General features: G+C 70.5%; 15 protein-coding genes and 1 pseudogene. 8 read left to right on the top strand and 8 right to left on the bottom strand.

Translation table 11 applies throughout. The annotated features are described in order from the left end of the window. Positions 1–7 precede the first annotated feature (7 nt). From ACFVS6_RS07460 to ACFVS6_RS07450, 3 genes are all read left to right on the top strand, one after another. Entirely contained in the window at positions 8–766 is a 759-nt protein-coding gene (locus ACFVS6_RS07460; protein ID WP_389701508.1) for a ferritin-like domain-containing protein, read from the top strand. Between the two features lie 137 nt (positions 767–903). Next, positions 904–2,130, top strand: a complete 1,227-nt coding sequence (locus tag ACFVS6_RS07455; RefSeq protein ID WP_281206056.1) for an acetyl-CoA C-acyltransferase — start codon at positions 904–906, stop codon at positions 2,128–2,130. Continuing rightward, on the top strand, positions 2,127–4,256 hold the full coding sequence (locus ACFVS6_RS07450; RefSeq protein ID WP_389701506.1) for a 3-hydroxyacyl-CoA dehydrogenase NAD-binding domain-containing protein: 2,130 nt from the start codon (positions 2,127–2,129) through the stop codon (positions 4,254–4,256). The genes ACFVS6_RS07455 and ACFVS6_RS07450 overlap by 4 nt, the downstream gene beginning before the upstream one ends. Before the next feature lie 71 nt (positions 4,257–4,327). Here ACFVS6_RS07450 and ACFVS6_RS07445 read toward each other — a convergent pair whose 3' ends face one another. Next, positions 4,328–6,067 carry a polysialyltransferase family glycosyltransferase gene (locus ACFVS6_RS07445; protein WP_389701505.1) on the bottom strand — a complete coding sequence of 580 codons (1,740 nt, stop codon included), beginning with the start codon at positions 6,065–6,067 and terminating at the stop codon, positions 4,328–4,330. Continuing rightward, complete coding sequence (locus ACFVS6_RS07440) at positions 6,064–7,041, bottom strand: glycosyltransferase family 2 protein (protein WP_389701503.1); 978 nt, start codon at positions 7,039–7,041, stop codon at positions 6,064–6,066. Before ACFVS6_RS07440 ends, ACFVS6_RS07445 begins: the two co-directional genes overlap by 4 nt. 309 nt (positions 7,042–7,350) lie before the next feature. Between ACFVS6_RS07440 and ACFVS6_RS07435 the strand changes: the two genes are divergently transcribed. The 4 genes and pseudogenes from ACFVS6_RS07435 to ACFVS6_RS07420 all read left to right on the top strand — a co-directional run bounded on the left by ACFVS6_RS07435 (position 7,351) and on the right by ACFVS6_RS07420 (position 11,508). After that, positions 7,351–8,625: a DUF6716 putative glycosyltransferase gene (locus ACFVS6_RS07435; protein WP_389701501.1), complete on the top strand. Its 1,275-nt coding sequence runs from the start codon at positions 7,351–7,353 to the stop codon at positions 8,623–8,625. 118 nt (positions 8,626–8,743) lie between these two features. Further along, positions 8,744–9,463, top strand: a pseudogene (locus tag ACFVS6_RS07430) (cytidylyltransferase domain-containing protein); the annotation flags it as partial. Positions 9,464–9,529: 66 nt separating this feature from the next. Further along, positions 9,530–10,450, top strand: a complete 921-nt coding sequence (locus ACFVS6_RS07425; protein ID WP_389701500.1) for an N-acetylneuraminate synthase family protein — start codon at positions 9,530–9,532, stop codon at positions 10,448–10,450. Further along, positions 10,447–11,508, top strand: coding sequence for a hypothetical protein (locus ACFVS6_RS07420; RefSeq protein ID WP_389701498.1), 1,062 nt, complete (start codon positions 10,447–10,449; stop codon positions 11,506–11,508). Before ACFVS6_RS07425 ends, ACFVS6_RS07420 begins: the two co-directional genes overlap by 4 nt. On the opposite strand, the gene ACFVS6_RS07415 is transcribed toward ACFVS6_RS07420, so the two are convergent. Next, the gene (locus ACFVS6_RS07415) at positions 11,482–12,633 is read right to left on the bottom strand and encodes a hypothetical protein (protein ID WP_389701496.1); all 1,152 of its coding nucleotides are present in this window, start codon (positions 12,631–12,633) and stop codon (positions 11,482–11,484) included. The genes ACFVS6_RS07420 and ACFVS6_RS07415 overlap by 27 nt on opposite strands. 134 nt (positions 12,634–12,767) lie before the next feature. Here ACFVS6_RS07415 and ACFVS6_RS07410 point away from each other — a divergent pair, with 134 nt between their 5' ends. Then, the gene (locus ACFVS6_RS07410; RefSeq protein ID WP_389701494.1) at positions 12,768–13,910 is read left to right on the top strand and encodes an LCP family protein; all 1,143 of its coding nucleotides are present in this window, start codon (positions 12,768–12,770) and stop codon (positions 13,908–13,910) included. 45 nt (positions 13,911–13,955) lie between these two features. Here ACFVS6_RS07410 and ACFVS6_RS07405 read toward each other — a convergent pair whose 3' ends face one another. The 5 genes from ACFVS6_RS07405 to ACFVS6_RS07385 all read right to left on the bottom strand — a co-directional run bounded on the left by ACFVS6_RS07405 (position 13,956) and on the right by ACFVS6_RS07385 (position 21,158). Continuing rightward, entirely contained in the window at positions 13,956–15,458 is a 1,503-nt protein-coding gene (locus tag ACFVS6_RS07405; protein ID WP_389701492.1) for an amino acid permease, read from the bottom strand. Between the two features lie 130 nt (positions 15,459–15,588). Beyond that, positions 15,589–17,505, bottom strand: a complete 1,917-nt coding sequence (gene dxs / locus ACFVS6_RS07400; RefSeq protein ID WP_389701490.1) for a 1-deoxy-D-xylulose-5-phosphate synthase — start codon at positions 17,503–17,505, stop codon at positions 15,589–15,591. Between the two features lie 252 nt (positions 17,506–17,757). Continuing rightward, entirely contained in the window at positions 17,758–19,038 is a 1,281-nt protein-coding gene (locus tag ACFVS6_RS07395) for a sugar ABC transporter permease (protein ID WP_389701613.1), read from the bottom strand. Positions 19,039–19,064: 26 nt separating this feature from the next. Further along, positions 19,065–19,853 carry an ATP-binding cassette domain-containing protein gene (locus ACFVS6_RS07390; protein WP_389701611.1) on the bottom strand — a complete coding sequence of 263 codons (789 nt, stop codon included), beginning with the start codon at positions 19,851–19,853 and terminating at the stop codon, positions 19,065–19,067. A gap of 195 nt (positions 19,854–20,048) precedes the next feature. Next, a complete protein-coding gene (locus ACFVS6_RS07385) occupies positions 20,049–21,158 on the bottom strand; it encodes a sugar ABC transporter substrate-binding protein (protein WP_281206070.1) in 1,110 nt (369 codons plus the stop codon). Positions 21,159–21,235 lie beyond the last annotated feature (77 nt).

Raw genomic sequence — 21,235 nt, 5'->3', positions numbered from 1 at the left:
CTTGAACATGATCAAAACTCGGAGCACGAGCGGAACCACCTACGCGGCATGGGTCGAGGAGTTCGAGGCCGAGCGGGAGCGCCGCACGGCGCTCGGGGACCCCGATTGGGGGCGCGGGGCGCGGTTGCCCGCCGCGATCGTCCGCAGCGTCCAGAAGTTCCAGGTCGGAGAGGACGGCGACGGCTCCGCGCTGACCGGCAAGGCGGACCGCGCGGGCGAGGCCTCGTACGCGGCGGCGGTGCGGCTGTTCATCGCCGAGGAGCAGAACCACGCGCGGATGTTGGCCCTGCTGCTGACGGCCGGCGGCGCGGGCACCCTGGACGGCCACTGGAGCGACGCCGCGTTCGTGCGCCTGCGTCGACTGATGGGGCTGAAGCTGGAGCTCCTCGTCCTGATGGTCGCCGAGGTGGTGTCGCTGCGTTACTACCGGGCGCTGCGCGACGGCAGTCCCGACCCGCTCGCCTCGGAGGTCGCCCGCCGGCTGCTGGCGGACGAGGAGCGGCACGTCCCCTTCCACTGCCACCGCCTCAACGCGGGCCTGGCCCCGCTCCCCCGGCCGGCGCGACGGGCGGTGACCGCGGGCTGGCGGGTGCTGCTCGCCGGGGCGGCCGTCGTGGTCGCAGTCGACCACGGCCCGGCGCTGCGCGTGCTGGGCGTGGGTCGCCGCGCGTTCGTCGAGGACGTGCTGCGCTCCTCGGCCGTCATGGCCGCGGCCATGGTCGACGGGCCCGTCGCGGAGCCCGTGGCGGGACGCCTGCCGGTGTGACCTTCGCCGCTCCTCGGGGAGGGGGTGTGCACATTGGTTACCCACAAGTAGCATGGGCCGGGTGAGCGGGCGCTCAGGACCACGTCCCGGGCCGCCCCCGCGCAGCAGTGCACACCCGCACCTGGAGGAGAGCCAACGTGCCTCGTACCGTCAGGGACGTCGTCTTCGTCGACGGCGTCCGCACCCCGTTCGGCAAGGCGGGCCCGAAGGGCATCTACCACGAGACCCGCGCCGACGACCTCGTCGTGAAGGCGATCCGGGAGCTGCTGCGCCGCAACCCGGACCTGGACCCCAAGAAGATCGACGAGGTCGCCATCGCCGCGACCACGCAGATCGGCGACCAGGGCCTCACGCTGGGCCGCACGGCCGGCATCCTCGCGGGCCTCCCGCAGTCCGTACCGGGCTACTCCATCGACCGCATGTGCGCCGGCGCGCTGACCGCCGTGACCGCCGTCGCGGGCGGTGTGGCCTTCGGTGCCTACGACGTCGCCCTCGCCGGCGGTGTCGAGCACATGGGCCGTCACCCCATGGGCGAGGGCGTGGACCCGAACCCGCGCTTCGTCTCCGAGAAGCTGGTCGACGAGTCCGCCCTGTTCATGGGCATGACCGCCGAGAACCTGCACGACCGGTACCCGACGATCACCAAGCTCCGCGCCGACGAGTACGCCGTGCGCTCGCAGGAGAAGGCCGCCAAGGCGTACGCCGACGGCAAGATCCAGCAGGACCTGGTCCCGATCTCGGTGCGCAACACCAACGAGGCGGCCGGTGAGACGGGCTGGGGCCTGGTCACCACCGACGAGCCGATGCGCCCGGGCACCACGCTGGAGAACCTGGCCGGCCTGAAGACCCCGTTCCGGGTGCACGGCAACGTGACCGCGGGCAACGCCGCCGGTCTCAACGACGGTGCCACCGCCGCGATCATCGCCTCCGAGGACTTCGCCCGGGAGAACAACCTCCCGGTCAAGATGCGCCTGGTCTCGTACTCCTTCGCGGGTGTCGAGCCGGAGGTCATGGGCTACGGCCCGATCCCGGCGACCGAGAAGGCCCTGGCCCAGGCCGGCCTGACGATCGACGACATCGGCCTGTTCGAGGTCAACGAGGCCTTCGCCGTGCAGGTGCTGGCCTTCCTGGAGCACTACGGCATCGCCGACGACGACGCCCGCGTGAACCAGTACGGCGGCGCCATCGCGTTCGGCCACCCGCTGGCCTCCTCCGGCGTCCGCCTGATGAACCAGCTGGCCCGCCAGTTCGAGGAGCAGCCGCACGTCCGCTACGGCCTGACCACCATGTGCGTCGGCTTCGGCATGGGCGCCACGGTCATCTGGGAGAACCCGAACTTCAACGCCGAGGGAGACTCCAAGTGAGCACCACCGCTGAGCTCCTGAAGGGCGCGGCCGAGCTGTTCCCGGACGAGGTCGTCACGTCCGCGCACGTCCGTCACCTGGACCTGCCGTTCGGCGCCGGGCGCTTCGCGCTCGTCACGCTGGACAACGGCTTCGACCACACCAAGCCGACCACCTTCGGCCCCCAGTCCCTCGCCAACCTGAACGCGGCGATCGACCAGGTCGAGCAGGAGGCCACCGCCGGCACCATCGTCGGCGCGGGCATCACCGGCAAGCCGTTCATCTTCGCGGTCGGCGCCGACCTCAAGGGCGTCGAGCTGCTGAAGAAGCACGACGAGGCGCTCGCCATCGGCAAGGGCGGCCACGACGTCTTCAAGCGTCTGGCGGCCCTCGCGGTCCCGACGTTCGCGTACTACAACGGCGCGGCGATGGGCGGCGGCGTCGAGGTCGGTCTGCACTGCACCTACCGCACCGTCTCGAAGGCCATCCCGGCGTTCTCGCTGCCCGAGGTCTTCCTCGGTCTGGTTCCGGGCTGGGGCGGCTGCGCCCTGCTGCCGAACCTGATCGGCGCCGAGCGCGCGGTCTCGGTCATCATCGAGAACTCGCTGAACCAGAACCGCCAGCTCAAGGGGAAGCAGGTCTTCGAGCTCGGCATCGCCGACGCCCTCTTCGAGGGTGCGGACTTCCTGGAGCAGTCGCTCCTGTGGACCGCGAACGTCCTGAACGGCACCACCGAGGTCGTCCGCGCGGACATCGACCGCGGCGAGGGCTGGGACGCGGCCGTCGCCAAGGGCCGCGCCATCGCGGACTCCAAGGTGCACGGCGCCGCTCCGGCCGCCTACCGCGCGCTGGACATCATCGCCGCGGCCAAGGACGGCGACCTCCAGGCCGGCTTCGACGCCGAGGACACCGCGCTGGCGGACCTCATCATGGGCGGCGAGCTGCGCTCGGGCATCTACGCCTTCAACCTGGTCCAGAAGCGCGCCAAGCGCCCGGCCGGTGCCCCGGACAAGTCCCTGGCCCGTCCGGTCACCAAGGTCGGCGTCGTCGGCGCGGGTCTGATGGCCTCGCAGCTGGCGCTGCTGTTCCTGCGCCGCCTGGAGGTGCCGGTGGTCCTCACCGACATCGACCAGGAGCGCGTGGACAAGGGCGTGGGCTACGTCCGCGCCGAGATCGAGAAGCTGCTCGGCAAGGGCCGCATCAACCAGGACAAGGCGAACCGCCTGAGCGCCCTGGTCAGCGGTGTCCTGGACAAGGCCGAGGGCTTCGCGGACGCGGACTTCATCATCGAGGCCGTGTTCGAGGAGATGTCCGTCAAGCAGAAGGTGTTCGCGGAGGTCGAGGCGGTCGCCCCGGCGCACGCGATCCTCGCCACCAACACCTCCTCGCTGTCGGTCTCCGAGATGGCCTCCAAGCTCCAGCACCCGGAGCGCGTGGTCGGCTTCCACTTCTTCAACCCGGTCGCGATCCTCCCGCTGCTGGAGATCGTCCGCGGTGAGCTGACCGACGACGCCTCGCTGGCCACGGCGTTCGGTGTGGCCCGGAAGCTGAAGAAGACCGCGGTCCTGACGAAGGACGCCCCGGCGTTCGTCGTGAACCGCATCCTGACCCGCTTCATGGGTGAGATCCAGAACGTCATCGACGAGGGCACCCCGGTGGTCACCGCCGAGAAGGCCATCGAGCCGCTCGGCCTGCCGATGTCCCCGCTGGTGCTGCTGGAGCTCGTCGGCCCGGCGATCGGTCTGCACGTCTCCGAGACCCTGAACCGCTCCTTCCCGGAGCGCTTCACCGTCTCCCCGAACCTGGCGGCCGTGGTCAAGGCCGGCAAGCGCGGCTTCTACGTCTACGATTCCGGCAAGCCGGAGCTGGACCCCGAGGTCGCCGCTCTCCTCGTGCAGGGCGACTCCGTCCTGACGGAGGAGCAGGTCCGCGACCGCGTCCTGGACGCGGTGGCGCAGGAGATCGGTCTGATGCTGGAGGAGGGTGTCGTGGCCGAGGCCCAGGACATCGACCTCTGCCTCATCACCGGTGCGGGCTGGCCCTTCCACCTGGGCGGCATCACGCCGTACCTGGACCGTGAGGGCGTCTCGGAGCGGGTGAACGGCAAGAAGTTCCTCGCCCCGGGCGTGGCGAGCGTTCCCGCGTAACACCCCGATCAGCAGGAAGGGCCCGTCCGCACCGAGGTGCGGACGGGCCCTTTCGCGTGCGGCGGCCCGCGCTACTTGCGGCCGGGCCGGCCGTTCTTGACCAGCCGCTGTGCCGCCGGCGAATCGGGGTTGAGGCCCAACGCCTTCCGGGCGGCCTGACGGCGCAGGTCGTCACCGGGCTTGCCGAGTTTCGCGGCGGTCTCCGAGATCCGCAGCCACACCAGCGCGCGCCCGCTGCCGGCCGAGATCTCCACGGCCCGCTTCAGGCGCCGCTTGGCCTGGTCGGTCTCCTTGCGGCGGATGTGGGCCTGGGCCATGCCGATGAGCAGGTCGAGGTTCTCGTGCTCGGCGAGCAGCCGGGCGCCGACCTCCAGGACGCCCCTGTCGTCCTTGGCCTCGACGAGCGAGGCGAAGCCGCTGAGGGTGATGTCGGTGAAGGGGACGTCGTCCGGCTCGTTGCGGTCCCGGCTGCCTCGGAAGGTCCAGCCCTTGCCCTTGCGCCACTTCCAGGTGCGGGGGCCGGGCAGGTCCAGCCGGGTCCGGGTGCGTTCGTTGAAGTGCATGCCCAGCTCGGGGCGGCCCTCCCACTGGTCGACGGCCGCGGCGACGTACTCCTCGGCGACCGGGCGCAGGAAGGCGTACCGCTTGGGCTGCATGCAGTAGCCGACGGCCTGGACGTACGGGGTGACCTCAGCCCGGATGTGTCCGACGTCCAGCACCCGGTCGGCCTGATGGCCGGTGGGCACCTCCAGGTCGGGCAGCAGCGCGTGGGTGAGGGTCGCGGGGATGCGGTTGCTGTTGGCGTACGGGCGCATCCTGCGGATCACCTCCAGGGCGCCGATCTGCGCGACGGGGATCCCGTAGAGCGCGCGGGCGGTGAACAGGCCCGTGGAGAAGCAGCCGATCACCTGGCGGGGGGCGAGGTACTCGAAGACCGTCTCGGCGAGGACGGGCACGTCCAGGACGAGGAAGGCGACCCCGGCCTCCCGGGCGGCGAGGCCGAGGGTGTCGGCGAGGCTGGACGGGGCGCTGGGGTGCGGCTTGAAGACCACCGAGGTGAAGCCGAGCCGGAGCGCGTTGCGGAACATCCGCAGGTGCAGGTCCTCTTCCTCCTCCTCGGTGAGGATGCCGAGGGGGGAGAGGTACTGGCCGAGGAGGACCGCGGTGTCGGGTCCGTTGCGGGCCAGTCCCGGCGGGATCACCCGGTCGAGGATGGCCCGGCACTCGTCGGTGACCTCCGCCATCAGCTTGAGGACGGCCGCGGTGTGCACGGGCTGTGAGGGGATGCCGTACTCGGTGAGGAGCATGGGCAGCAGGGTGGGGACCAGGTCCAGGTAGAGGACCTGGGTGATGCGGCCGTGGATGGCGCGGGGGAGGTCGTTGCGGGTGGGGCCGTAGCTCATGACCCCGTCGGCGTACACGGCCAGCGTGGCGTCCGAGAAGATCTTGCAGAGCGTCTGGGCGGGTTTGACCTGGATCGACTCGACGACGAGTTCCAGGGGGCCGGGGCGGATGCCCATCTTCTCCGCCATGACGGTGCGCCACAGCGGGGCGTCCTCGTCGCGCGGGGCCCACAGCGCCGGGTGGAAGGGGTAGATCAGGTCGTTCCAGTAGACGACGCGGTGGAAGCGCGCGAGGACGGCGGCGGCGCCCGGCATGTGGTGCAGGGGCGTCGCGACCTCGGGGATCTCGACGTTGTTGCACACCAGCAGGACGCGTTCGCGGTCGTCCTGGCCGAGCTGGCCGGCGTCGATGGCGGCGGCCACGGTCATGGCGCCGTAGAGGGTGGAGGCGGCGAATATCCGGGTCATCGGGCGGCGGCGCCCTGGTGCCGGGCCATCAGCGCCCTGAGCTTGTTCACGCGTCCGGAGTCCATTCCCGCCAGCGTTCCCTCGACGACCTCCTGGGGCAGGTCCCACAGGATCAGGGCGCTGCGTTCCCTGAGCAGTTCGCGGGTGGCCTCCTCGTACGACTCGGCGCGGTCCATGTGAATGACGATGAGCGCGCACAGGGTTCGCATCGCCTTGAACGACAGTTCATATCCGCGCGGGTGGCGCGCCAACTCCTCGAAAATCAGGCGGAATGCCGGGAGGAAGTCGAGCTGGCGTTCGTCCGGGGCCTTGGTGAGGGAAGTCGACACGTCTCGGCGGTAGAACACGCCGTGGAGGTCGACGACTCCGAATGAGCCGGTCCGCAGGTGCAGCTTGTAGAACCAGGGCCGGTCCTCCGCGGTCCTCAGGCTCTCGTCGAAGTAGAGCGCGTCGACATCGAGGAGGCGCCGGCGGTCGTAGACGCCCGCCCAGGACTGGGGGTAGTCCATGAAGGTCGAGGCGTCGACGGGGCCTATCCAGTCCGCGGGATTCAGCGGAAGGGCCCGGGGGGCGAGCGGCGCCATGACTATCCTGCGCTTCCTGCCGTACACCCGGACGTGGCCGGTGCGCAGGAAGTCGACTCCCGATTGGCTCATCCAGCCGACCAGTTGGGCGAGATAGCCGGGGGCGTACCAGTCGTCGCCGTCGAGAAAGGTGAAGAACCGTCCGCGGGCGGCCGCGAGGCCGATGTTCCGGGTGGCCGAAATTCCCAGGTTCTGCTGATTGCTGATCAGTACCGCGCCGGGAATGCGCGGCACCATCTCGCGCAGGATCTCCGACGTCCCGTCGGTGGAACCGTCGTCCACGACGATGAACTCGAAATCCTCCCGGGCATTCAGCACCAAGGACTTGAGCGCCGTCCGGCAGTAGTCCCGGACGTCACACATCGCGACGATTACCGAAAGGGTCACCATCGGAGGTGCTCACCTTCTCCCCATTTTCAACACACTTCTCCGGAAGGGTTCCCGCGCGGGCCGTCGGCGCGACCCTCCAGTCTACGTTCGAGTAACAGGTCGCCATCATGACAGAACCACTCGGAAGCCCCGTACGGGCACCTCGGTGTGACGTACAACTCCCCTGGCCGCCGAGGCCTATTCGTGACGTGTAAGGCCGGGATCAGCATGTAAGGTCTAACGGACCGCTCGGCAATCCGCCCTGTGTCCGCGCCCGGCTGCGGCTATCCCGACGGCAGTTGGGCCCGACCGACCGACCAGGAATCACCAGTGCGCATCCACATGCTCGCAGACTCCGACACCCGCTGGAAATGGGGAGCGGGTCTGGCGGTGGGACTGGCACCCGGCAGCGAGGTCCACGCGCACATGCTGCGCGGCCGCAGCACGCCGACGGCACGACAGCTCGCGGAAGTCGGCATCTCGCCCGCCTCGCTCAGCGAGGTCACCATGGCGGGCTTCGCGGCGGCTCCGGAACTCGACGAGGCGGATCTGATCATCCTGGGCACCGTCGGCGGCGCGACGCACGCGGCCCTGCACGCGCTCGCCCGGCGCTTCCGCACCGCCCGGCGCCGGCCGATCCTGATGACCGGTTACGTCGGGGTCGTCTACGAGAAGATGGCCGACGGACTGCTCCTGCGCGCGGGCGCCGACATCGTCCTCGCCAACAGCCCTTTCGACGGGCGCCGTTTCGCGGACGTATTCGAACCCCTCGGAATTCCCACGTCCTGCATCGTCCGGACCGCGCTCCCCTTTCTCGTCCAGCGGCCCTACGACGCGAACCGCACGCACGCCCGGCACCCCTATACGGTCTGCTTCGCCGTCCAGCCCTCGGTGCCCGCCGATCGCAACGGCCGCCTCTACATGCTGCGCCGAGCGATATCCCACGCGCGATTGCGCCCGGGACGCGACGTACTCGTCAAACTCCGCAGCAAGCCCGGCGAGGCGACCACCCATGTGGAAGCACACCACTACCAGGTCCTCGCCGAACAACTCGACGAACCGTTGCCCCCCAATCTGCATTTCGTGTACGGCAACATGTCGGAAACCCTGGACCGCACCGATCTCCTGGTCACCGTCAGTTCAACCGCCGCCCTCGAATCCATGCACCGGGGCATGCCGACCGCCATATTGAGCGATCTCGGCGTGCGCGAGGTGCACGGAAACCACTATTTCGCCGCTTCCGGATGCGTCACCGACTGGACGGCCATAGACGAGGGCGCCGCCCCTCTCGCCCACGAATCCTGGACGATCGACCAGGGAATCCGGGCCGTTGATCCCTACGGGGAACTCCGTACCCGGATCGACGAATTGTGGGGCATCCCGCTGCCGCCCATCACCCCCTACTACACGGCCGAGAGCGCCCCCGAATACGTCGGTACGCTGCTGCGCCGCAGGGGCCTCGACCCGGACGGCTCCCCCGGCGCGGGAACCCTGACGCGCACCGCCGGCCCGATGCGGCGCACCTCCCGGCGCGTGATGAAGGTCGCCTACCGGTTCGGGGTCCAGCGGGTGGCCCCGAAGATCCAGCAGTGGGGCGGCGTATGAGCGGGCCCCGCCCGTGCGCCACGGCCCCTCCGACGCCCGTGCCCGCACTCGGGCCCGCACCGGGCGCGGTACCCGTACCCGTGCCCGTCCAGATCGCCGCACCCCAGGGGGAGAACCCGTGAACGTCACCGCCGTCATACCCGCCCGGGGCGGCTCCAAGGGCATCCCCGGCAAGAACGTGGCCGAGGTCGGCGGCGTACCCCTGGTCGCCCGGGCCGTGTCGGCCTGCCGCGACGCCGCGCACGTGACCCGGGTCGTGGTGTCCACCGACGACGCGGCCATCGCGGCCGCGGCCCGGGAGGCCGGCGCCGACGTCGTCGAACGCCCCGCGGAACTGGGCTCCGACCTCGCCTCCAGCGAGTCCGCCCTGCTGCACGCGCTGGACCGCCTGGAGGAGCGGTACGCGGAGGCGGTCGGCGTACTGGTCTTCGTCCAGTGCACCAGCCCCTTCGTGACGTCCGAGGAGGTCGACGAGACCGTGCTGGCCGTCCTGCGGGACGGCGCCGACTCCGCCTTCACCGCCGTGCCCTTCCACGGGTTCCTGTGGGGCACCGCGGCCGCCGGCCCGGACCCGGCGGACTCCCCCACCGGTCCCGGCCACCGCGCGCACGGCATCAACCACGACAGCGCCGTGCGCCCGCGCCGCCAGGACCGCACCCCCGAGTACCTGGAGTCGGGCGCCGTCTACGCGATGCGGGCCGACGGCTTCCGCCGTCACGGCCACCGCTTCTTCGGCCGGACCCAGCTCGTCCCCACCGCCCCGGAACGGGCCATCGAGATCGACGAACCCGGCGACCTCGCCCGCGCCCGGGCCCTCGCCCCCCTGCTCGACGCGCCGCACGGCGCACCCCGGGTACCGGCCCCGCCGGTACCCCCGCAGCACATCGGAAAGGAACTCTGAACAGTGGTACACAGCAGCCGCATCCGCCGGATCGGGAACAAGGAGGTCGGCGCGGGCCGGCCCACCTACGTGATCGGTGAGATCGGGATCAACCACAACGGCGAGCTCGCCAACGCCCTGGCGCTCGTCGACGCGGCCGCCGACGCGGGCTGTGACGCGGTGAAGTTCCAGAAGCGCACCCCCGAGATATGCACCCCGCGCGACCAGTGGGACATCGAACGGGACACGCCCTGGGGGCGGATGACGTACATCGACTACCGCCACCGCGTCGAGTTCGGCGAGGACGAGTACCGCGCCATCGACGCGCGCTGCGCCGAGCGCGGCATCGACTGGTTCGCCTCCCCGTGGGACACCGAGGCCGTCGCGTTCCTGGAGAAGTTCGACGTCCCCGCCCACAAGGTGGCCTCCGCGTCCCTGACCGACGACGAACTGCTCCTCGCCCTGCGCGCCACGGGCAGGACGATCATCCTGTCCACCGGCATGTCCACGCCCCAGCAGATCCGGCACGCCGTGGAGGTGCTGGGCAGCGAGAACATCGTCCTGCTGCACGCCACCTCGACGTACCCGGCCAAGGCCGAGGAGCTGAACCTGCGGGTCATCCAGAGCCTGGAGGCGGCGTACCCGAACGTCCCGGTCGGCTACTCCGGCCACGAGACGGGCCTGCAGACCACCGTGGCGGCCGTGGCCATGGGCGCCTGCGCCGTCGAGCGGCACATCACCCTCGACCGCGCCATGTGGGGCTCCGACCAGGCCGCCTCCGTCGAGCCGGGCGGCCTCACCCGTCTCGTCCGCGACATCCGCACCATCGAGACCGCCCTCGGCGACGGCGTCAAGCGCGTCTACGACTCCGAACTCGCGCCGATGAGGAAGCTCCGCCGCGTCCAGGGCGCCTTCGCAGTCGAGGGCGTGACGGCCTCGGCATGAGCGGCACCCTCGCCCTGGTGGAGAGCCCGGCTCAACTACTGAACGTCCTGGAGTGGGCCCACGTCCACCCGGGCGAGGCAGCGTCCCTCACCGTCGCCGTCCTGCAGCCGACGGACCCGCGCTCGCGCGAACAGGTCCGCCGGCTGTGCCGGCACGCCTCGCGGGCCGGGGTGGCGTGGCGGTGCTACGAGGTGCGGGCCGGCTACCTGGGGCGGGCCCAGGAGCTGGTCCGTCTGGGCCGGGCGGTCTCGGCCGCCGAACGCCTGGTGATCGGCGACCTGTTCTCCCGGACGATCCAGCTGCTGCTGCCGCGCTCCAAGGCCCGCGAGGTGGTCGTGGTGGACGACGGTACGGCCACCACGGAACTGGTCGGCCTGCTGGCGTCCGGGCAGCAGCTGACCCGCTGGCACCAGGGCGAGGTGAGAGCGTCCACCAAGGCGGGCCCGGTGAGCCGCTGGCTGGCCCGCGAGGGGTTGGCCCGCATCACCTTCTTCACCTGCATGCCGGTGCAGGCGCCGCCGGGCACGGAGGTCCGCGCCAACACGTACGCGTGGTGCCGGGAGACGTTCGGGCCGGTGCGCGTGCGCCCCGGGGCCGACCTGGCGGGCAGCTCCCTCGTGGAGACCGGCGTCATCGACGAGGACCGGTACGTCGAGGCGGTCGGCTGGATCGCCGACAGCCGCCGGGCGGGCCGGTACCTGGCGCACCGCAGGGAGAGCCGGCGGAAGCTGGACCGGATCGCCGCCGCCACCGGCATGGAGATCGTCCATCCCGAACTGCCGCTGGAACTGACCGCGTTGACCGAACCCATCGGCCTGTCGATGCTGACCTTCGCGTCCACCGTCGCCTACACCCTGCCCATCGTGCTCGGCGGGTCGCCGGTGCGGGTGGAGCTGTGCGAGCTCGACGACGCCTGGATCACCCCGAACACCGCCGCGCGGTCGGTGGACTTCCTGCGGAGGATCTCCGCCCAGGCCGTACTCCGCCACGGGCTGGCGAGGATCCCACCGCAGGAGCGCGGTCGACGCCCCTCAGAACCGCTGCCAGCGCCCCAGTGAGAGGGCGGCGCGGTCCTTCTGCCGGTTGACGAGCAGTTCGCCCCGGGCGCCGAGCGAGGCGACGACGACCCGGCCGTGGGCGTCGAGGGCGAGGGCCGGGGACTCCAGTCCCTCCTCCCCGATCTCCGTCCACCAGAGCCCGGCGGCCTCGTGTTCGGTGGGATAGGCGGCCAGGGCCGTACGGCCACCGACGGTCCGCAGGGCCAGCACGGTGCAGTCGTGTCCGTCGACCAGGGCGCGGGTCGCGGCGACGGCCCCGGAGGCGGGGCCGCCACCGAGTGCGTGCGCGCCGGCGCCCTCGCGGTGGGCGAGCACGCCGCTGCCGTCGGCCGCGTGCCAGAAGTGGGTGAACCGTCCCGGGGCCGTTTCCAGGGCGACCGACGATCCGTCCTGGGCCAGGAACGGAAGGTCCTCGCCCCTGTCCACGGAGGAACCCGGGGCGCTGCGGGTCCAGAGGGAGATCCCCTTCTCGCCGGGCGCGGCGAGCACGACCCGACCGTCGGCGGTGGACGCGGCGCTGATCCCCTCGAAGGCCTTGCTGCCGTGCAGGTCCTCCCAGTCGCCCCAGTTGCCCTTCGCGTCCTGGCACTTCATGTGGATCCCCCGGCCCGCGTTGCGCACGAAGACGTGGGCCCCGCCCCGGGCGTCGACGGCGACGGCCGGCGGGCCGCCCCGGTGGGACATCTCCGGCTTCCGGTAGAGGGTGCCGAGGTCCTGCCACGGCGCCGGCGGGCGGCCGGTCTGGTACTGCACCGCGTGGTGGTAGGTGACGGTGACGCCCTCGGCGTCCGGTGACCGGCGGCGGCGCCTGCCCACGAAGTGGGCGTACCCGTCGGGTCCCTGGCCCACCGCGAGGTCGGTCAGGTCCGGTGCGGGGAACAGGTCCGGGCCGCTCCAGTCGGGGCCGCCGGGTGCCCGCTCGGTCCAGCGCAGCAGGCCGCCCTCGGTGCGTGCGTAGGCGGTGAGGCGTCCGTCGCGGCCCGCCAGCAGCCAGCGGCCGGACAGGGGGGCCAGGGCGACGGAGTCCCAGTCGTCCGCGGGGGCCGGCGCGGGTGCGCGGGCGGCCTCCGGGCGGGCGGTGTCGGCAGCGGGTTTGCGCGCCTTGCGCGTCGATCGCGTCGCCATGGCCCGCCAGCAACCTTCCCCTTCGCCATTCGAACAAATTGAGGATACCCCGGGGCCCTTGCGGACCGTTCCTGCGCTTATCTTGTAGCCCGCTACATCCCCCCGCATCCCGTTCGGAAGGCCGGTCACCGGGCATGACTTCAGACAGCACCGCCACGACGACGCTCCAGGAGGGCCCGTCGACCTCCGGACGCGCGCCCCGCCCGCCCCGTTCGCGCGGCAGCCGGATCCGGCGGGTGCTGGCCTGGAGCGCGGCCGTACTGGTCCTCGGCGCGGCCGGCACCGGCTGGTGGGTGTACAGCCACCTGAACGGGAACATCGACAGCGTCGACCTCAACCAGGCGATCGGCGCCGACAACCGGCCGCCGAAGGTCGTGAAGAACGCGCAGAACGTCCTCGTGCTCGGCTCCGACTCGCGGGCCGGCGCCAACGGCGACCTCGACCACGGCGACGTCAGCGGCGCCCGCTCCGACACCGCGATGCTGGTGCACATACCCGAGGGTCGGGCCAGGGCCACCGCGGTGAGCATCCCCCGCGACACCCTGATCTCCCGGCCCGAATGCAAGGACAAGGACGGCAAGGCCGTCTCCGCCGCGAACCGGGTCATGTTCAACTCCGTCTACACGCTGGCCGGTCCGGCGTGCGTGGTCAAGACCGTCGAGCAGATGTCCGGGATCCGCGTGGACCACTTCGTCGAGGTGGACTTCGCCGGCTTCAAGGGCCTCGTGGACGCCCTCGGCGGGGTCACCGTCACCCTGGACCAGCCGATGACCGGCACGAAGGGCGGACTCAAGCTGGACGCGGGCACGCACCGGCTGGACGGCACGGCCTCCCTGAAGTTCGTCCGCACCCGCTACGGCTACGGCGACGGCAGCGACCTCGGACGGATAGGACTCCAGCAGCAGTTCATGCTCGCCATGCTGTCCGAGATCAAGAAGCAGGACGCCCTCGGCAACCCCGCGCGCCTCTACAAGCTCGCGGACGCCGGCACCAAGTCGCTGACCACCGACTCCGACCTGGCCTCGCTCACCGCGCTGTCCGACTTCGCGCAGAGCATGAAGGGCGTGGACCCGGCGACGATGGAGACCATCATGCTGCCCGTGGCCTACGACAAGGTGGACCGCAACCGGGTGGTCGTCGCCGAACCCCAGGCCTCCCAGCTGTGGGACGCGCTGCGCACCGACCAGAAGGTGCCCGCGGCGGCGAAGGACTCGCCCGCGAAGGGCGGCGGCCCGGCCGCCAAGTCCCCGGCGCCCAAGCCGTCGCCCTCCTCGTAGCCGCGTAGCCGCGTACCCGTACCGCCCGGCGGCCGCGGCCCTCGTCTAGCGGTCCGTGCGCGGGCCCACCTCACCGCGGCCGAGGCGGCTGTGGGACCGGCCGTACAGGAAGTAGACGACCACGCCGATCGCCATCCAGATCCCGAACCTGATCCAGGTCTCGGCCGGCAGGTTGAGCATCAGCCAGAACGAGGCCGCGATCGACACGATCGGGATGAACGGCACCCACGGGGTGCGGAACGCCCGGTGCAGGTCGGGGCGGGTCCGGCGCAGGATGATCACGCCGAGGGCGACGATCACGAAGGCGAACAGGGTGCCGATGTTCACGAGTTCCGCGAGCTTCTCCAGGCTGGTGAAGCCGGCGAGGACCGCGATGAGCACACCGAGCAGGATGGTCGCCCGGTAGGGCGTGCGGTACTTGGGGTGGGTGACGGAGAAAACGCGCGGCAGCAGTCCGTCGCGGCTCATCGCGAAGAACACGCGGGTCTGCCCGAGGAGCAGGATCATGCACACGGTGATCAACCCGACGGACGCGCCGAGGCTGATGGCTCCGGCGAAGAAGGGTTGGTTCACCGATTTGAACGCTTCGGCGAGTGGTGCGGTCGGCGACATCTGCGTGTAGTGCTGCATGCCGGTGACCACCAGCGTCACGGCGACGTAGAGGATCGTGCAGATGATCAGCGAGCCGAGGATGCCGCGCGGCATGTCCCGTTGGGGGTTCTTGGTCTCCTCGGCCGCGGTGGCCACGACGTCGAAGCCGATGAAGGCGAAGAAGATCAGCGACGCGGCGGTGAAGATGCCCATGACGCCGAAGTTGGTGGGCGCGTACCCGAAGAGCAGCTGGACCAGCGGCGCGTGGATGCCGCCGCCCGCCTCCTGCGGCTGGGCGGGCGGGATGAACGGGGAGTAGTTGTCGGCCTTGATGAAGAACAGGCCGGCGATGATGACGAGCATCACCACGGTCACCTTGATGGCGACGACGATCGCGGTGAGCCGGGCCGACAGCTTCGTCCCGATGACCAGGACGGCGGTCAGCACGAGGATCAGCAGGAACGCCAACAGGTCGAACGTGCCGCCGGCGTCCGGGCCGGACAGCGCCGCAGGCATCTCCCAGCCGAGGTTGGTCTCCATGAGGTGGCGCACGTACCCGGACCAGCCGACCGCCACCACGGCGGTGCCGAGCGCGAACTCCAGCACCAGGTCCCAGCCGATGATCCAGGCGGGCAGCTCGCCGATGGAGGCGTAGGCGAAGGTGTACGCCGAGCCGGCCACCGGCACGGTCGAGGCGAACTCCGCGTAGCACAGGGCCGCGAGGGCGCAGACGATGCCCGCCGCCACGAAGGCGAGGGCGGTGGCGGGTCCGGCGTTGTTCCGGGCGGCGATGCCCGTGAGGACGAAGATGCCGGTGCCGATGATGACGCCGACGCCGAAGACCGTCAGGTCCCAGGCCGAGAGCGATTTGCGGAGCGCGTGTTCCGGCTCCTCCGTGTCACGGATCGACTGCTCGACCGATTTGGTGCGGAAAGGACTGTTCAGATCCGTACTCACCGACGCACCTCCGAAAGGTGGCGTACGCAGCACGCGGACGCGAACGGGCCGGGAGGCCCACCCTTCAAGGGTGATCTCCCGGCCCGTGACGTGCAACCGCGCGTGATCCGGGCGGGTGGCCCGGCGTCGACTAGTCGACGGTGGCGGCCTGCTCGCTGTCGTAGCGGCCGTCCAGCTTGGCGACGAGCCCCGTGACCTGGCGGGCGATGTCCGGAGCGGTCAGGCCGATTTCGGCCATGATCTCCTTGCGCAGCGCGTGGTCGAGGAAGCGCTGCGGAATGCCGAAGTCGCGCAGCGGGACGTCGACCCCGGCGTCGCGCAGGGCCTGCGAGACGGCGGCGCCGACACCACCGGTGCGACCGTTGTCCTCGACGGTGACGACGACCCGGTGGCCGTCCGCGAGCGGGGCCAGGGCCTCGTCCACCGGCTTGACCCAGCGGGGGTCGACGACGGTCGAGGTGATGCCCTGCTTGTCGAGCAGGTCGGCGATCTCCAGGCACATCGGGGCGAGCGCGCCGACCGAGACGATGAGTACGTCCGGACGGGTGACGTCGGCGGCCGGGGTGCGCAGCACGTCCATGCCGCCGATGCGGCCGACGGCCGGTACGGCCGGGCCGACGACGCCCTTGGAGTACCGCACGACCGTCGGCGCGTCCTTGACCTCGACGGCCTCGCGGAGCTGGGCGCGCAGCTGCTCGGCGTCACGGGGTGCGGCGAGGCGCAGCCCGGGGACCACCTGGAGGATGGACATGTCCCACATGCCGTTGTGGGAGGCGCCGTCGTCGCCGGTGACGCCGGCCCGGTCCAGGACGAAGGTGACCCCGCACTTGTGCAGGGCCACGTCCATCAGGACCTGGTCGAAGGCACGGTTCAGGAAGGTCGCGTAGACGGCGAAGACCGGGTGGACTCCGCCGGTGGCGAGGCCGGCGGCCGAGGTGGCGCCGTGCTGCTCCGCGATGCCGACGTCGTAGATGCGGTTCGGGAAGGCCTCGGCGAACTTGTTGAGGCCGACCGGGTGCAGCATCGCGGCGGTGATGCCGACGACGTCGGGGCGGTCGTGGCCCAGCTTGACCATCTCGTCGGCGAAGACGGAGGTCCAGCTGGCGGCCGCGGTCTTCACCGGCAGGCCGGTGTCCGGGTGGATCACGCCGACCGCGTGGAAGCGGTCCGCCTCGTGTTCCAGGGCCGGGGTGTAGCCGCGGCCCTTCTGGGTGAGGCAGTGCACGATGACCGGGCCGCTGAAGCGCTTGGCGCGCGTCAGGGCGGACTCCAGGGCCTCGATGTCGTGGCCGTCGATGGGCCCGATGTACTTCAGGCCCAGGTCCTCGAACATGCCCTGCGGGGCGATGAAGTCCTTGAGGCCCTTCTTGGCGCCGTGGAGGGTCTCGTAGAGGGGCTTCCCGACGACCGGGGTGCGCTCCAGGAGGTCCTTGCCGCGGGCCAGGAAGCGCTCGTAGCCGTCCGTGGTGCGCAGGGTGGCGAGGTGGTTCGCGAGGCCGCCGATGGTGGGGCCGTACGAGCGCTCGTTGTCGTTGACGACGATGACGAGCGGGCGGTCCTTGGCGGCGGCGATGTTGTTCAGCGCCTCCCAGGCCATGCCGCCGGTCAGCGCGCCGTCGCCGATGACGGCGGCGACGTGGTGGTCCTCGCGGCCGAGGACCTCGTTGGCCTTGGCGAGACCGTCGGCCCAGCCCAGCACCGTGGAGGCGTGGGAGTTCTCGATGATGTCGTGGTCGGACTCGGCGCGCGAGGGGTAGCCGGAGAGGCCGCCCTTGGAGCGCAGGTTGGCGAAGTCCTGGCGGCCGGTGAGCAGCTTGTGCACGTAGGCCTGGTGCCCGGTGTCGAAGAGGACCTTGTCCTTCGGGGACTCGAAGACCCGGTGCAGGGCGATCGTCAGTTCGACCACCCCCAGGTTGGGGCCGAGGTGCCCGCCGGTCTTGGAGACGGCGTCGACGAGGAAGGACCTGATCTCTGCGGCGAGCTGGTCGAGCTCCTCCTGGCTGAGCCGGTCCAGATCGCGCGGTCCCTTGATGCGGGTCAGCAGCACCCGTGCCTCCTTGCAGTTGCTTGCTGGTCTGTCGAGTCTAATGTTCCGCTCGCGGGGGCGGTCATCGGGCGGTACCCGGAAGGTCACGCCTTTGTCATACCTGTACACCCCGTCGCGTAATCACACATCCCAAACGGGCCCATACCCGCACACCTGTACGCACACATGTACGCACAGGTGCCCGGCGCCACACGAAGTGGCACCGGGCACTGTGACGGGTCTTACCGCCTGGGGACGCCCGTGGGCGCGCGGTCAGGCGCGTCCGGCCGTCTTCTGGGTCTTGCGGGTGACCGAGTCGATGACCACCGTGGCGAGCAGGACCGCTCCGGTGATCATGTACTGGATCGGCGTCGCGATCCCCTCCAGGGCCAGACCGTACTGGATGGAGGTGATGACCATGACGCCGAGGAGGGCGTTCCAGGTCCGACCCCGGCCGCCGAAGAGGCTGGTGCCGCCGATGACGGCCGCCGCGATCACGTTCATCAGCAGGTCGCCGGCGCCGGCGCTCTGGTTGGCGGCCGCGATCTTGGAGGCCCAGAAGAGCCCGCCGATGGCGGCGAAGGTGCCCGCGATCGCGAAGACCGTGATGCGGATCCCGTTGACGTTGATGCCCGCGCGGCGGGACGCCTCGACGCTGCCGCCGAGCGCGAAGACGTTCCGGCCGAAGGAGGTGCGGCGCAGCAGGAAGTCCGTACCGGCCAGGGCCAGGACGAAGAGCACCACCGCGAGCGGCAGGCCCTTGTACTGGTTGAACACCACGGCGGGGCCGAAGGTGAAGACGGCGAGCACGCCGGTGCGCAGCAGGATCTCGGTGAGCGGCCGCGACGGTACCCCGGCGGCCTCCCTGCGACGGTTGTCGAAGAAGGTGGCCAGGAAGTACCCGGCCACGGCGACCGTCGCGAGGCCGTAGCCGGCGGCCACGTCCGAGAAGAAGTACGTCGTGAGCTTGCCGACCACGCCGTCGGAGTCGAGGTTGATCGTGCCGTTGCTGCCGAGGATCTGCAGCATCGCGCCGGACCAGAACAGCAGGCCCGACAGGGTGACGGCGAAGGCGGGGGCGCCGATCCGGGCGAAGAAGAAGCCGTGGATCGCGCCGATGAGGGCGCCGCCGACGACGGCCGCGAGGATCGCGAGCCACTCGTTCACCCCGTGGGTGACGGAGAGGACGGCGACGATCGCGCCCGAGACGCCGCTGACGGAGCCGACCGAGAGGTCGATCTCGCCGAGCAGCAGGACGAAGATGATGCCGACGGCCATCATGCCCGTCGCGACCATGGTGATCGCGATGTTGGTGAGGTTCTCCGGGGAGAGGAAGTTCGAGTTCAGGCCCTGGAAGATGCTCCAGATGATGATCAGGCCGAGGACGACCGGGATGGAGCCCAGGTCGCCCGCCTTCATCTTGCGGCCGAACTCGCTCAGGTACCCGGAGAGGCCCTGTTCGCGCACCAGCAGTCGGGGGTCCACCGCGGGGATGGCGTCCGTCGCGGCGGCCGGGTTGACCGGGTCGACGTGCCCTGCCGGCCCCTTGCCCAGGGGATCGGCGGCGGGATTCTGGGTGCTCACTTGCGGGCCTCCCCGGTGCGGGCCGCCCGGCGGGTCACGGCGTTGTCCGTGGCTCCGGTGATGGCGGAGATGATCTCTTCCTGCGAGGTGTCGGCGACGTCGAAGACACCGTTGTTCCGGCCCAGTCGCAGGACCGCCACCTTGTTGGCGACGGCCTTCACATCGGCCATGTTGTGGCTGATGAGGATGACGGCGTGGCCGCGCTCCCGCAGCCGCTCCACGAGGTCGAGGACCTGTGCGGTCTGCTCGACGCCGAGGGCCGCCGTGGGCTCGTCGAGGATGACGAGCTGGGGCTCGCCCAGCATCGAGCGGGCGATGGCCACGGTCTGGCGCTGCCCGCCCGAGAGCGAGGCGATGGGGATCCGGACGCTGGGGATCCGGATGGACAGGGTGGTGAGGAGCTCGCGGGCGCGGCGCTCCATCTCCACCTCGTCGAGGACGCCGAAGCGCTTGAGCTCGCGGCCCAGGAAGAGGTTGCCGACGACGTCGATGTTGTCGCACAGCGCGAGGTCCTGGTAGACCGTGGCGATGCCCAGGTTCTGGGCGTCGTGGGGCTTGTTGATGGAGACCGGGCGGCCCTGCCACTCGATGACGCCGTCATCGATGGGGTGCACGCCGGCGATCGTCTTGACCAGCGTGGACTTGCCGGCGCCGTTGTCGCCGACGAGGGCGACCACCTCACCGGAGTGGATTTCGAGTTCTACGTCGGTCAGGGCCTGGACGGCACCGAACCTCTTCGAAACCCCTCGCAACGCCAGCACGGGCGCAGCGGACACATGAACCATCTCCTTCGCCGCCTGACCGGCGGGGATGTCGTGCAAAAGAGCAGGAGCGGGGCGGATGGGGAACGACACGGGGTCGTGAATGCGGGGAAGTGCAAGAAACGTTTCTGCCCGGCGCCCCGCGGGTGGCGGGAAGTTGGGGCGGGGCGCCGGGCAGGCGCGGGGGGCCGCCCCGGCCGGAGCCGGGGGCGACGGGGCCTACTTGAGGCCGAGGGTGGCGCAGGCGGCCGCGTACTTGTCGGCGCAGATCTCTTCGACCGTGTAGACGCCGTCCTTGACGACGGTGTCCTTGATGTTGTCCTTCGTCAGCGAGACGACCGGGATCAGGACGGACGGAACACCCTTGGAGGTCGGGCTGTCGACCTTCTGGTTGATGATCCCGTCGATCTTCTCGCCCTTGGCGAGGGCGACGGCCATCTCGGCGGCGGCCGCGGCCTCGGGGGCGTACGGCTTGTAGACGCTCATGAACTGCTCGCCCGACACGATCCGCTGCACACCGGCGAGTTCGGCGTCCTGACCGGTGACCGGGGGCAGGGGGGACAGGCCGGCCGCCTTGAGGGCGGTGATGATGCCGCCGGCCATGCCGTCGTTGGCGGAGTAGACGCCGACGACCTTGTCCTTGCCGAGGGCCGAGAGAGCGCCCGCCATGTTGGTGTTGGCGTTCTCCGGCTTCCACTCCTTGGTGTCGTACTCCTTGCCGATGTTCACCTTGCCGTCGAGGACGGAGTGGGCGCCCTTCTTGAACAGCGCGGCGTTCGGGTCGGTGACGGAGCCGTTCATCATGACGATCTGGCCGTCCTTGGCCTTGTCGCCGAGCGCCTCCAGCAGGGCCTTGCCCTGGACCTTGCCGACCTCTTCGTTGTCGAAGGAGGTGTAGGCGTCGATCGGGCCTTCGGCGAGGCGGTCGTAGGCGACGACCGGAATGCCCGCGTCCTTGGCCTTCTTGACCGAGCCGGCGATGGCCTTGGCGTCGACGGCGTCGATGATCAGCGCGTTCACCTTGTTGGTGATCATCGTCTCGACCTGGGAGTTCTGCGTGGTCGCGTCCTGCTTGGCGTTGGCGTAGACGACCTCGGCCTTGCCACCGGTGAGATCCGCGATCTTCTTCTCGATCAGCGGCTTGTCGAACTTCTCGTAGCGAGCGGTCTGGTTCTCCGGCAGGAGCAGACCGATCTTGATCGCGTCACCGGCGGCGGCGGAGTCCTTCGGGGCGTCACCGGCCTCCTTGGCGCTTCCACAGGCGGCCAGCGAAACGGCCATGGCACCGGCGGCGACGGCTACGGCGGCTCTACGCATACGCGTGTTCATTACTTGAACCTCCCTGACGAGGCCGCAACACTGCGGCCGAGGTGGATGTGAGTCAACCCCGGCCGCAAGTTTGCCGT

Source organism: Streptomyces sp. NPDC057939, from assembly GCF_042887545.1.
Lineage (GTDB): Bacteria > Actinomycetota > Actinomycetes > Streptomycetales > Streptomycetaceae > Streptomyces.
This window is presented reverse-complemented; position numbering and strand designations above follow the sequence as displayed.

What these genes read in the sequence shown, in the direction of transcription:
- ACFVS6_RS07460 (WP_389701508.1), top strand. Translation starts at nt 8, where the DNA reads ATGATCAAAACTCGGAGCACGAGCGGAACCACCTACGCGGCATGGGTC.
- ACFVS6_RS07445 (WP_389701505.1), bottom strand. Translation starts at nt 6,067, where the DNA reads ATGACCCGGATATTCGCCGCCTCCACCCTCTACGGCGCCATGACCGTG.
- ACFVS6_RS07440 (WP_389701503.1), bottom strand. Translation starts at nt 7,041, where the DNA reads ATGGTGACCCTTTCGGTAATCGTCGCGATGTGTGACGTCCGGGACTAC.
- ACFVS6_RS07420 (WP_389701498.1), top strand. Translation starts at nt 10,447, where the DNA reads ATGAGCGGCACCCTCGCCCTGGTGGAGAGCCCGGCTCAACTACTGAAC.
- ACFVS6_RS07415 (WP_389701496.1), bottom strand. Translation starts at nt 12,633, where the DNA reads ATGGCGACGCGATCGACGCGCAAGGCGCGCAAACCCGCTGCCGACACC.
- ACFVS6_RS07410 (WP_389701494.1), top strand. Translation starts at nt 12,768, where the DNA reads ATGACTTCAGACAGCACCGCCACGACGACGCTCCAGGAGGGCCCGTCG.
- ACFVS6_RS07390 (WP_389701611.1), bottom strand. Translation starts at nt 19,853, where the DNA reads ATGGTTCATGTGTCCGCTGCGCCCGTGCTGGCGTTGCGAGGGGTTTCG.
- ACFVS6_RS07385 (WP_281206070.1), bottom strand. Translation starts at nt 21,158, where the DNA reads ATGAACACGCGTATGCGTAGAGCCGCCGTAGCCGTCGCCGCCGGTGCC.